Annotated in this window: 9 protein-coding genes and 1 pseudogene; 3 read left to right on the top strand and 7 right to left on the bottom strand. The window is 71.3% G+C overall.

Going from position 1 to position 11655, the window contains the following annotated elements:
* Window positions 1-21 precede the first annotated feature (21 nt).
* The 3 genes from AB0B01_RS03130 to AB0B01_RS03120 form a co-directional block, all read right to left on the bottom strand.
* Window positions 22-1569 carry a class I tRNA ligase family protein gene (locus tag AB0B01_RS03130; RefSeq protein ID WP_361712298.1) on the bottom strand — a complete coding sequence of 516 codons (1548 nt, stop codon included), beginning with the start codon at window positions 1567-1569 and terminating at the stop codon, window positions 22-24.
* A complete protein-coding gene (locus AB0B01_RS03125) occupies window positions 1566-2846 on the bottom strand; it encodes a SidA/IucD/PvdA family monooxygenase (protein WP_361712296.1) in 1281 nt (426 codons plus the stop codon). The genes AB0B01_RS03130 and AB0B01_RS03125 overlap by 4 nt, the downstream gene beginning before the upstream one ends.
* Window positions 2847-2938: 92 nt before the next feature.
* A complete protein-coding gene (locus tag AB0B01_RS03120; RefSeq protein ID WP_361712294.1) occupies window positions 2939-4273 on the bottom strand; it encodes an MFS transporter in 1335 nt (444 codons plus the stop codon).
* Window positions 4274-4434: 161 nt separating this feature from the next.
* On the opposite strand from AB0B01_RS03120, the gene AB0B01_RS03115 reads away from it, so the two are divergent.
* Complete coding sequence (locus tag AB0B01_RS03115; RefSeq protein WP_361712293.1) at window positions 4435-5115, top strand: 2'-5' RNA ligase family protein; 681 nt, start codon at window positions 4435-4437, stop codon at window positions 5113-5115.
* On the opposite strand, the gene AB0B01_RS03110 is transcribed toward AB0B01_RS03115, so the two are convergent.
* The 3 genes and pseudogenes from AB0B01_RS03110 to AB0B01_RS03100 form a co-directional block, all read right to left on the bottom strand.
* Window positions 5094-6542, bottom strand: a complete 1449-nt coding sequence (locus tag AB0B01_RS03110) for a glyceraldehyde-3-phosphate dehydrogenase (protein WP_361712291.1) — start codon at window positions 6540-6542, stop codon at window positions 5094-5096. The genes AB0B01_RS03115 and AB0B01_RS03110 overlap by 22 nt on opposite strands.
* A 27-nt stretch (window positions 6543-6569) precedes the next feature.
* Window positions 6570-7064: pseudogene (locus AB0B01_RS03105) on the bottom strand (DNA-binding protein); the annotation flags it as partial.
* Window positions 7065-7261: 197 nt separating this feature from the next.
* Window positions 7262-7633, bottom strand: a complete 372-nt coding sequence (locus AB0B01_RS03100) for a carboxymuconolactone decarboxylase family protein (RefSeq protein ID WP_361712289.1) — start codon at window positions 7631-7633, stop codon at window positions 7262-7264.
* Between the two features lie 82 nt (window positions 7634-7715).
* On the opposite strand from AB0B01_RS03100, the gene AB0B01_RS03095 reads away from it, so the two are divergent.
* Entirely contained in the window at window positions 7716-8591 is an 876-nt protein-coding gene (locus AB0B01_RS03095; RefSeq protein ID WP_361712287.1) for a LysR family transcriptional regulator, read from the top strand.
* Here AB0B01_RS03095 and AB0B01_RS03090 read toward each other — a convergent pair.
* Window positions 8540-8971: a transcriptional repressor gene (locus tag AB0B01_RS03090; protein ID WP_361712285.1), complete on the bottom strand. Its 432-nt coding sequence runs from the start codon at window positions 8969-8971 to the stop codon at window positions 8540-8542. The genes AB0B01_RS03095 and AB0B01_RS03090 overlap by 52 nt on opposite strands.
* 378 nt (window positions 8972-9349) lie before the next feature.
* Here AB0B01_RS03090 and katG point away from each other — a divergent pair, with 378 nt between their 5' ends.
* Window positions 9350-11581 (top strand): catalase/peroxidase HPI, encoded by a 2232-nt coding sequence (gene katG, locus AB0B01_RS03085; RefSeq protein WP_361712283.1) that lies wholly within the window; start codon window positions 9350-9352, stop codon window positions 11579-11581.
* Window positions 11582-11655: the final 74 nt, after the last annotated feature.

Genomic DNA, 11655 nt, shown 5'->3' with positions numbered 1-11655 from the left:
GTCGGCGAGCGGCCACCGCCCTCACGGGCCGGTCTCCGCCAGCCGCGGCAGCCGTACCGGTGTGAACCGCGCGGCGTGCGGCCGGGCCGGGATCGTCCGGTCGTGCGGCAGGGCTTCGGCTGCCAGGTCGATGAGCAGGGGCGCCGCACAGCGCAGGAACACGTCCACCTCGTGGCAGAAGTCGCCCGCGTCGTCCGCTGTCACCTCCCACCGGTCCAGCCGGGCCAGCTGCTCGCAGAGGGTGAAGGCCCCGGCGGTCAGGCTGAACCGCCGGACGCCGAAGGCGGCCCCGAACCGTTCCAGGACGCGCGCGGCAGCCTCTCGGGACCGCTCGGACACCGGCAGCGGTCCGCGGCCGGTCCAGGCGGCGGCCTTGTCCGCCACCCGGTTCCACGGCTGAACCAGCCGGGCACCGGTCACCTGCGTCATGGCCTCGCGGGTGAAGTTGGTGCGCTGGAAGTCCGGTCCGGTCGCCGCCAGGTAGAAGCGGATGAGGTCCCGTGGCACCTCGGCGGCCAGTTGCCGTCCCGTCACGACGTGCCCGCGGCTGGTGGAGAACTTGTCGTGGTCCAGCTCGTAGAACTCGTTCGTGACGAAGTGCTCGGGCAGGGCGTAGTCGCCGAGGGCCAGCAGCATCGCCGCGCCGACGACCGCGAAGGCGAAACCGGCGTCGGAGCCGAAGAAGTACACGACCTTCGCCCCGGCCTCGGAGAACCACAGCTCGTCGTCGGCGGAGAGGACGGCGCCGCGCTGTTCGGCCGCGAGCGCCGTGGTGTGCATGCTCCAGGCGATGGTCTCGGCGTCCGCGTACAGCACCTGGCCCGCGACCTCGGGGAACGGCGCGGGGATGCCCCAGGAGATCGGCAGGGTCACCGGGTAGTCCGGGAGCGGCCGGGCGAGGACCTCCTCGACCATCTGGGCCAGGCGGGGCCGCATGGTCGCGCTCTGCCGGGCGAAGTACGCGGTGAGCGCCTCGCGGTACTCCTCCAACGGCAGCACGAGCACCTGCTGCTCGCGCAGTTCCACCGGATCGTCGGGGTGCAGGGTGGAGTGCGGGTCGATGAGGTCGCCGGAGGCGATCCAGTGCCCGCAGTTCTCGCAGAGTCCGGCGCACCCCTCGGCGAGGCACACCGGGCAGCCGCCGCGCACGTACGCGTCGGTGAGGTACTCGCCGGTGCGCGGCGCGTAGGGGAACGGGACCGCTTTCAGGCGCAGCCGGCCCAGGCCGTGCAGGCGCTCGAAGAAGTGCCGGACGGTCTTCACGTACCGGTCGCCGAACCGGACGAAGCCGTCGGGTTCGATGCCCACGGCCGCCAGCGTCTCCTCCACCTGGGCGGCGGAGCGGACGCGCAGGTCCTGCGGCGGGAGGCCCAGCCTGCGGGCGGTGGTCACGATGTAGTTCTGGGTGAAGTGCACTCCCGTGCCGAACAGTACGTCGCCGCCCGCCGCGCGTCCGTACCGGGCGCAGACGTCCGCGGCGAGGAAGGGGCCGGCCAGGTGCCCGAGGTGCAGGTCGCCGTTGGCGGTCGGGCCGGGCGCGATCACCAGCGTGCGCTCGTGTGCCGTCATGTGCTGCTCCCCTCGGTGACGGCGCGGCGGGCCATGAGGTCGGTGAGGATGTCCTGTGAGCGGTGCGCGAGGACGCTGATGAGGGAGTCGGCGATGCCGTGCGTCTCCTCGTTGACACCCTGCAGGTACACCGCTCCCCAGGCCGACTCCCCCAGGTCCACCCGGTAGGAACGACTCACCGACACCTCATCCACCCCCACCTGCGCGGCCAGTTCCCGGACCAGCGCGGGCTTACGCGGGTCGTAACCGGTGCCCAGCAGCACCAGATCGCACCGCAACGGCTCCGTCTTGCCGCTCAACCGGTCCCGCAGGTCCAGCACCACCTCCTCGCCCTCCACCCGGGCCCCCACCACCTCCGTCAACGCCCGCACCGAGGAACGCTGCGGTCCCAGCACTTTCTGCCGGTACAGCGTCGTGTACAGCTCGTCCAGGAACGGCGGGGCGAGACCCGCGTAATTCGTGAACCTCAGCTCCTCCAGGAGCTGTTCACGGACTTCCGCCGGTGTGTCGTGGAAATCGTCCACGAAGGAGGGGAAGAACAATTCGTTCACGAATTTGCTGGTCTGGTAGTTCTGGAGTCCGATCGACCGTACGACCATCGTGATCTGACTGAGCGGCAGGTTCTCGTGCAGGGCGAAGAACATCTCCGCGGCGCTCTGCGCCCCGCCCACGACCACCGCCCGGACCGGCTTGTCCTTCGGAATCGCGGCGATCCGCGACCGGTACTGGGCGCTGTGGACCACCCGGTCCCCGGGCAGCCCCGCGAACACCTCCGGGATGCGCGGATCACGGCCGCCGCCGACCACCAGGTCGCGGCACCGGATCCGGTCCCCGTCGGCCAGCAGCACGCTCCAGCCGGCCACCGACCCGTCCGCGCCGCGCACCGCTTCGACGCGTTCGGCCCGGGCGCCGCAGCGGATCTGCACCCGCTCCAGCGACGCCGCGACCCACTGGAGGTAGTCGGAGAACTCCCAGCGGAAGGGATGGAACGTACCCAGGTTCACGAACTCGTCCAGCCGCCCCTGCTCGTGCAGGAAATTCAGGAACGAGAACCGGCTGCAGGGATTCCTCAGGGTCACCAGGTCCTTCAGGAAGGACACCTGGCTGCGCGCCCACGGCATCAGCAGATCACGCTGCCATTTGATGTCCGGACTCTGCTCCAACAACAGTGTGCCGTCCGCCAATTCGGCTGGACCCGACTCCTCGATGGCCACTGCGAGCGCCAGATTCGCCGGACCCGCACCGATCGCCAGAACGCCAACCTCCCGGTCCGTCACACTTCCCCCTCGATCACATGGATCCCACTCGCGGACAGGCAGTAGCGAGGCTAGGTATCCGCAGTTCCCGATCGATAGGGGAAGTTCTCCCGTCAGCTGGGGAATCTGAGCCGGGAAAGGGGCTGCGGCCCGGGCACGGCGTCCAGCCGGTGCAGTGAGGTGCGCCGCTGTACGACGGCCAGCCCGGCGACCGCCGCCCCGAGCAGCAGCCAGCCCGCCGGCCCGGCCGTCATCACCGCCCCGGTGAGCAGCAGCGGCCCTGCGGACTTCTGGATGGACGGGGACATGCCCGCCACGCCCAGGTACGCGGCCCTCTCCCCGTCGGGCGCGAGGGAGACGGCGAGTTCCCAGGAGCTCACCGACCGCATCAGCTCCGCCGTGGTGGCCAGCACTGCGCTCGCGAGCAGGACGACGGAGGCGGCCCAGACCCCGTGGCCGGGTGTGAGGGCGATGAGGGTGCAGCAGGCGAGCATCGTCAGCCCGTACAGGCGGGCGACTCCCGCGGCCTGGCGCGGATCCCGGACCCGCGCCGACACCCGCAGCTGGAGGAGGAGGACCAGCACCGTGTTGATGACGAGGAAGGCAGGAACCAGGGCATGGGGGGCGTCGGTGTGGTGGACCAGCCACAGCGGCAGCCCGACGCCCAGGATCGAGTCGTCGAGGTTCATCGGGATGTCCAGCAGGACGAACCGCAGGTAGCCGCGGTCCCGCCACGGACTGGGCCCGCGCCCGGGCGCGGGTGCGGGCCGGGGGCCCGCAGCCGGCGCGTCCGCGGCCGCGGCGGCCACCCGGGTGTGGCCGGGCTGCTCCCGGGTGCGCCACACCAGCGCCGCGGCGGCGAGGAAGGACAGCGCGTTGCCGAGGATCAGCGCCTCGTAGGCCCCGCGGGTGCCGACTGCGAGGCCGAGTGCGGCGATGCCCGCCCCGAGTGCGTACCCGGCGTTCGCCGCACTGCGCGACAGCGCCTGGTACGTGGCGCGGCGCTCGCCGGCGGCGCGGGTCGCGAAGAGCATCTCCAGCGTCTTGGCCGCCCGGTCGCCCAGGGAGGTGAGGGCGACGACGGACAGCAGCAGCTCGAAGCGGGTGACGACGAGCAGGGCGCAGAGCACGACCAGGCGCAGCAGGTGACAGCCGATCAGCAGCGAGCGCACCGGGAAGCGGCCCGCGAGGTGGCCGGCGAGCGGCGAACCGGCGATGCCCGCCACTCCGGCCGCCCCCAGGAGCAGGCCCAGCCGACCGGCGTCCAGGCCCACGACGAAAGTGAAGAAGAGGACGGAGGAGGCGGCCCACACGCCGGTGCCGATGCGGTCCAGCAGCTGGGCGAGCAGCATGATCCGGGCGTCCCGGCCGCCCGGGGGGCGGCGCAGCTGCGCCACCAGCCCGGTCTCCTGCCGCCGGTCCTTGCCGGTGTCCGCGCCGCGCCGCATGTCAGGCCCCCGTATCCCTGTGCGTACCACTGGAAACCATCTCGATGTCGAGATACTTTGCGGTAGCCTGCCGCACAACAATCTTGACGTCAAGATATTTCGGCCCGTGTCGGGGCAGGCACAGGCGGACCCGCGGGCAGCCGCGGGCGGAGAATGGCGGTGTGGAAGCCCGACCGGACTACGGCGGCGCCGAGCCCGCCGTCCCCCTCGACATCCCGCCCACCGCGCGTACGGCCGTGGCGTGGATCCCTCCGCCGGAGCTCTGGCCGGCCATCCAGGACATCCGCCGGGAGCACGACCCGCAGATCCGCCGGTGGCCCCCGCACGTCAATGTGCTCTTCGGCTTCGTACCGGAGCAGGACTTCGGCCGGGCGGCCCCGCTGCTCGCCGAGGCGGCCGGGGAGAGGGAGCCGTTCGAGATCCGGCTGGAGGGGGTGCGCTTCTTCCGGCACCGGCAGTACGCCACGATCTGGTGGGACCCGGCCGCCGCGGGCGCGGCTCCGTGGACCCGCCTGTACGGCGCCCTGGCCGAGCGCTTCCCGGGCTGCCGGGGGCGGCGGGCGGGCTTCACCCCGCACCTCTCCCTCGGCCGGACCCGCCACCCCGCCGAGCTCGCCGCCGCGTGCACCGCCCGGCTGGGCAGCGGCTCGTCCCGGGTGGACCGCCTGGTGGTGCTCGCCCGGGACGCCGACGGGCCGATGCGGCCCCGGGCGGCCCTCGCCCTCGGCTCCGGCGTCCTCAGCTGGCAGCCGAAACACTCCGGCCCGGATCCGCAGGAAGCGGATCCGGGCCGGAGAGCAGGTCGGACGGACCGTCGGGATCAGACCGCCGGAGCCGGGTAGGTCGGGTACTCCACCCCGGAAACGTGCTGGACGACGCGGATGACCTGGCAGGAGTAGCCGAACTCGTTGTCGTACCAGAGGTAGAGGATGGCGTTGTCGCCGTCGACCTTGGTGGCGCCGGCGTCGATGATCGAGGCGTGGCGCGAGCCGACGAAGTCCATGGAGACGGCGTCGGGGGCGGTGGTGAAGTCGATCTGGCGCTTCAGCGGCGAGGAGAGCGAGACGTTGCGGAGGTAGTCGAGGACTTCCTCGCGGGTGGTCTCACGGCCGAGGCGCAGGCTGAGGATGGCGATCGAGACGTCCGGGACGGGGACGCGGATCGAGCTGCCGGAGATCGGCGCCTTGAGGTCGGGCAGCGCCTTGGCGACGGCGGAGGCGGCACCGGTCTCGGTGATCACCATGTTCAGCGGCGCCGAGCGGCCGCGACGGTCGGCCTTGTGGTAGTTGTCCAGCAGGTTCTGGTCGTTGGTAAACGAGTGGACGGTCTCCACGTGGCCGCGCAGCACGCCGTACTCGTCGTCCATGGCCTTCAGCGGCGGGACGATGGCGTTGGTGGTGCAGGAGGCGCAGGACAGGATGCGCTCGTCCGGCTTCACCATGTCGTGGTTGACGCCGTGCACGATGTTCGGGACGTCGCCCTTGCCCGGGGCGGTCAGGACGACCTTGTCGATGCCGGGACGCAGGTGCTTCGAGAGCCCCTCGCGGTCGCGCCACTTGCCCGTGTTGTCGATGAGGATGGCGTCCTTGATGCCGTACGCCGTGTAGTCGACCTCGGAGGGGTCGTTGGCGTAGATCACCCTGATCGCGTTGCCGTTGGCGACGATCGTGCTGTTGGCCTCGTCCACGGTGATGGTGCCCTGGAACTGGCCGTGGATGGAGTCACGGCGCAGCAACGAAGCGCGCTTGACCAGGTCCTGCTCGCCGCCGCCGCGGACGACGATGGCGCGCAGGCGCAGGCCGTTGCCGGAGCCGGCCTTCTCGATGAGCAGGCGGGCGACGAGGCGGCCGATGCGGCCGAAGCCGTAGAGGACGACGTCGCGACCCTCGCGGCGCTGCTCGATCTTGTTCTCACCCGTGGCACCGGCGACGGCGCCGGCGGTGAACTCCTCCACGGTCAGACCGCGGTCGTCACTCTTGTACATGGCCGCGAGCATGCCGATGTCGATCTGGGACGGGCCGAGATCGAGGGTGGTGAGCGCCTGCAGGAAGGGCAGGGTCTCGGTGACCGACAGCTCCTCGCCGTCGATCTGCCGGGCGAACCGGTGGGTCTTGAGGATGCTGACCACCGACTTGTTCACCAAGGAGCGGCTGTGAAGCAGGACAGTGACGTCCTGCTCCCGCTGCAGCTTCCCGATGATCGGGATCATCGACTCCGCGATCTCCTCGCGGTTTTTCCAGTTGGTGAACGAGTCCTCGTTGACAGTCACAGGATTATCTTTCGAGCTAGGCGGTGCTCATATGCTAACCCCTCCCGATTTTGGCCCATCAGGCGGTACTGCCTGAGCGGGGATACGCCCCTCCGGCGCGGCTGGATGCCCCGGTTCAGGGCGATTTGCCGGGGGTGACGGCGCGCTCGCGGGGCGGGGTGGGCTCGCCCCCCGGCGGTATGCGCCGGGGGCTCGGGCCACCGGGTGGTCGGCGGAGGCGGCGGAGGTCAGCTGCCAGGGCACGCTCATCACCATGACGCCCGGTGGGAAGAGCAGGCGGCTCTTGAGCCACAGCGCGGACTGGTTGTGCAGGAGGTTCTCCCACCAGTGGCCGACCACGTATTCGGGGATGAAGACGGCGACGACGTCCCGCGGCCCCGCACGCCGGACGGAGCGCACGTATTCGACGACGGGCTTGGTGATCTCGCGGTACGGGGAGTCGATGACCTTGAGCGGTACGTCGATTTCGAACTCCTCCCACTGCTGCCGGAGCCGGGCCGTCCCTTCGCGGTCCACGGCGACCGCCTGGCGCTGGCCGTGGTGGCCGTTTTGCTCGTCCCAGGCCGATGCGGCCTTCGTCGCCACCACGGTCGCGGTCTTCGCGCTGGTGGCCCTCATCGCCCGGGGCTGACGGTGCCGGTCGGTTCCGGCGTGGGCGCCGACCGGGCCGGCAGGCGCCCACACGCCGTCCGCAGGCAGTGAGCAGGCGCCGCAGGAGCTCAGCCGTGGCCGTGCGCCCCGGTGGGCGCCGTCTTCGCGTGACCTTGTTGGTCCCGGTGGAGGCGGTGGGAGAGCAGGCCGTGCGCCATGGCGCCTCCCGCGCTGACGGCCGCGGCGACGAAGGCGACTTCCGTCATCTCCTGGCCGGTGGCACCGGCCTCCGCGGCGCCGCGGGTATGCGTGTCGATGCAGTAGGCGCAGCGGTTGGCCGTGGCGACGGCCAGTGCGACCAGTTCGCGGTCCTTGCGGGGGACGACGCCGTCGTCGCGGAAGACGGCGGCGTGGAAGGCGAGGAAGGCGTCGGCTTCGGTCTTCGCCAGATCCCGGACCTGGCCGACGCGGTGCAGGTCAGAGGGGTGTTGGTAGGTCATGGCCTGATGGAAGCAGGCTTCGGCGAGCCGGGTCCAAGACTGCTTTGATCAGCCTGCACACCCTTTCGATATCGTCCCGGACATGGACTTGCGCAAGCTCCGGTACTTCGTCGCCGTCGCGGAGGAGGGCAATGTGGGACGGGCCGCCCGTCGCCTGCACATGTCCCAGCCGCCGCTCAGCCAGCGCATCCGCGAGCTGGAAGCCGATCTGGGCTGCGCCCTGTTCCTGCGCACGCCGCGCGGCATGACCCTCACCCCGCCGGGTGAGGTCCTGCTCGCCGAGGCCCGGAGGCTGCTCGAAGCCGCGGAGCGGGCCCGTGAGCGCGTGCGCCGGGCGGCCGGCGAACGCGTGCTGCGCGTGGGGGTGATGGGGCCCGGGGAGGCGGCGCTGTCCGCCGCGGTCGCCGAGTCCTTCACGGGCGCCCACGAAGGGGTGGCGGTCAGTCTCGTCCAGGGCGGGCTCGGGGACCCCACCCTCGGCCTGGCGGCCGGCCGGGTCGACGCGGCGATCACCTTCACGCCGTTCACCCGCTCGGGCCTGTCGATCCGCACGGTGCGGCAGGGCCCGTGCTACGCCGCCCTCCCCGCGTCCGACCCCCTGGCCACCGCCCCGCACGTGCGGCGCGCAGACCTGGCCGGCCGGGTCTGCGTGCGGCTGCCCGCCGGCACCGACCCGGTGTTCCGGGCCCACTGGGAGCCCCTCGGCACCCCGGACGGGCCGCTGGTGAGTTCACTGGACGAGTGCCTGCACGCCGTCCTGTGGCAGCGCGCGACGGCGTTCGTCCCCGAGCAGATCGCGCGCGGGCACCGGCTCCCCGGCATCGCGTACGTGCCCGTGGCCGACCTGCCCCCGGCCGCACTGGTGGTCGCGTGGCGCCGCGGCGACCGCAACCCGCTGGTCGCCGACTACGTGCGCGCCGTCTGCTCCGCTGCGCAGGACGGGCACAGGCCCCGGTAGGTGACCTCGACCTGGGACACCGTGAAGCCGAACCGCTCCTCCTCCTGGAGGCCGGCCAGCGGACTGCCGGTCGGGTGCACATCGCGGATCAAACCGCAGTGCGAGCACACGAGGTGCTGGTGCGGACGGTGGGCGTTGGGGTCGTACCGCTTCGCGCGGCCGTCCGTCGAGACTTCCACGACCTCGCCGAGGGAGACCAGCTCTCCCAGGGCGTTGTAGACCGTTGCCCGGGAGATCTCGGGCAGCCGCCGCATCGCGAGGGCGTGCACCTCGTCGGCCGTGAGGTGCACATGGTCGCCGTCGAGGACCTCCGCGACGACGCGCCGCTGGGACGTCATCCGCCAGCCGCGCGCCCGCAGCCGCTCCAGAAGGTCACTCATGTCGACTCACCTCTTCAGGTCGGCGGGACACCCCCGAATGTACCGGGGACCGTCCGGGATCCGATCGGATATGGGTTTGGTGTTCTTCTTGACTTGGATTCTGTCCATCGTAGGATCGGCTTCGTTGACAGCCAAGGGACAGGCAGACACCGGAGCGGCAGGAGACGGGACGTGGCGGACCTCCGCCGAGGAACCACGCGGGGCCGGCAGTTAGGCGCGCCCACCCGCATCCCGCTCCCCTGGACCCTCCGGGACGGTGACCACCCCGGCGTCACAGCGATCGACCGGCCGGGGCCACCACCTGCGGCCCCGTGCCCCGACTGTTCCACCCCACGCAGTTACTGAGCACCGTGATCCGCCTGGTCCGGAAGGATTCCCATGTCTGAGAACCATGATGCAGTCGTCACAGACGCCAAGACGGAGGGCGGAGGTGGCTGCCCCGTCGCGCACGAGCGCGCCCCGCACCCGACGCAGGGCGGCGGAAACCGCCAGTGGTGGCCGGATCGGCTCAATCTGAAGATCCTCGCCAAGAACCCCGCCGTGGCCAATCCGCTGGGCGAGGGGTTCGACTACGCCGCGGCGTTCAACACCCTGGACCTCCCGGCCGTCAAGCGGGACATAGCCGAGGTGCTGACGACCTCCCAGGACTGGTGGCCCGCCGACTTCGGCCACTACGGCCCGTTCATCATCCGCATGGCCTGGCACAGCGCGGGCACCTACCGGATCAGCGACGGCCGCGGCGGCGCGGGGGCCGGCCAGCAGCGCTTCGCCCCCCTCAACAGCTGGCCGGACAACGCGAACCTCGACAAGGCCCGCCGCCTGCTGTGGCCGGTCAAGAAGAAGTACGGCCAGAGCCTCTCGTGGGCCGACCTCATGATCCTCGCCGGCAACGTGGCCCTGGAGTCGATGGGCTTCGACACCTTCGGCTTCGGCGGCGGCCGGGCGGACGTCTGGGAGCCCGACGAGGACGTGTACTGGGGTCCCGAGACCACCTGGCTGGACGACGAGCGCTACACCGGCGACCGTGAGCTGGAAAGCCCCCTCGGCGCCGTCCAGATGGGCCTCATCTACGTCAACCCCGAAGGCCCGGGCGGCAATCCGGACCCGCTCGCCGCGGCCCGCGACATCCGCGAGACGTTCCGCCGCATGGCGATGAACGACGAGGAGACCGTCGCCCTCATCGCAGGCGGCCACACCTTCGGCAAGACCCACGGCGCCGGCCCCGCGGACCACGTGGGCGACGACCCCGAGGCCGCCTCCATGGAGGAGCAGGGCCTGGGCTGGAACAACACCTTCGGCAGCGGCAAGGGCGGCGACACCATCACCAGTGGCCTCGAAGGCACCTGGACGAACACGCCGACGGCCTGGGACAACAGCTTCTTCGAGATCCTCTTCGGCTACGAGTGGGAGCTGTTCAAGAGCCCCGCCGGCGCGCACCAGTGGCGGCCGAAGAACGGCGCCGGGACCGGCACCGTGCCCGACGCCCACGACCCGTCCAAGAGCCACGCGCCCACGATGCTCACGACCGACCTGTCGCTCCGCTTCGACCCGGCCTACGAGCAGATCTCCCGGCGCTTCCTGGAGAACCCGGCCGAGTTCGCGGACGCCTTCGCCCGCGCCTGGTACAAGCTGACCCACCGTGACATGGGCCCGGTCGTGCGCTACCTCGGCCCGGAGGTCCCGGCCGAGACGCTGCTGTGGCAGGACCCCCTCCCCGCGGTGGAGCACGAGCTCGTCGGCGCCGACGACATCGCCTCGCTCAAGAGCCGGGTCCTCGCCTCCGATCTGACGGTGTCCCAGCTCGTGTCCGCGGCCTGGGCGTCGGCCTCGTCCTTCCGCGGGAGCGACAAGCGCGGCGGCGCAAACGGCGCGCGCGTCCGCCTCCAGCCGCAGAGCGGGTGGGAGGTCAACGAGCCCGACCAGCTGGCGAGGGTGCTGCGCACCCTGACGGAGATCCAGGAGGGCTTCAACGCCGCCCAGAGCGGGGGCAAGCGGATCTCCCTCGCCGACCTGATCGTCCTCGCCGGCGCGGCGGCGGTCGAGCAGGCCGCGAAGGACGCCGGGTTCGAGGTCGAGGTCCCGTTCACGCCGGGCCGCGTGGATGCCTCGCAGGAGCAGACGGACGTGGAGTCGTTCGCCGCGCTCGAACCGACCGCCGACGGGTTCCGCAACTACCTCGGCAAGGGCAACCGCCTGCCGGCCGAGTACCTGCTGGTCGACCGGGCGAACCTGCTGACCCTGAGCGCCCCCGAGATGACGGTCCTCCTCGGCGGCCTCCGCGTCCTGGGCGCGAACCACCAGCAGTCGCAGCTCGGCGTCTTCACGAACACCCCGGGGGCGCTGACCAACGACTTCTTCGTCAACCTGCTCGACCTGGGCACGAAGTGGAAGGCGACCTCCGAGGACCAGCACACCTTCGAGGGGCGCGACGCCTCCACGGGCGAGCTCAAGTGGACCGGCACCCGCGCCGACCTCGTCTTCGGCTCGAACTCCGAGCTGCGCGCGCTCGCGGAGGTCTACGCGAGCGACGACGCGAAGGAGAAGTTCGTGAAGGACTTCGTCGCCGCGTGGGACAAGGTGATGAACCTGGACCGGTTCGACCTCGTCTGATCACACCTCCGTCCGGGCCGGCCCCCACGGGCCGAACTAGGCTCGGACCCGCGATACCGAGGTGTCCGGACGGC

Origin of the sequence: Streptomyces sp. NPDC044571 (assembly GCF_040647115.1) — a bacterium.
Taxonomy (GTDB): Bacteria; Actinomycetota; Actinomycetes; order Streptomycetales; family Streptomycetaceae; genus Streptomyces.
The sequence above is the reverse complement of the archived record's forward strand: the minus strand, read 5'-3'. Positions and strand labels throughout refer to the sequence as shown.

Excerpts from the sequence above, each read along its gene's own strand:
- AB0B01_RS03100 (WP_361712289.1), bottom strand. The coding sequence starts at position 7,633 with ATGACCTACCAACACCCCTCTGACCTGCACCGCGTCGGCCAGGTCCGG.
- AB0B01_RS03120 (WP_361712294.1), bottom strand. The coding sequence starts at position 4,273 with ATGCGGCGCGGCGCGGACACCGGCAAGGACCGGCGGCAGGAGACCGGG.
- AB0B01_RS03095 (WP_361712287.1), top strand. The coding sequence starts at position 7,716 with ATGGACTTGCGCAAGCTCCGGTACTTCGTCGCCGTCGCGGAGGAGGGC.
- AB0B01_RS03090 (WP_361712285.1), bottom strand. The coding sequence starts at position 8,971 with ATGAGTGACCTTCTGGAGCGGCTGCGGGCGCGCGGCTGGCGGATGACG.
- AB0B01_RS03130 (WP_361712298.1), bottom strand. The coding sequence starts at position 1,569 with ATGACGGCACACGAGCGCACGCTGGTGATCGCGCCCGGCCCGACCGCC.
- katG (WP_361712283.1), top strand. The coding sequence starts at position 9,350 with ATGTCTGAGAACCATGATGCAGTCGTCACAGACGCCAAGACGGAGGGC.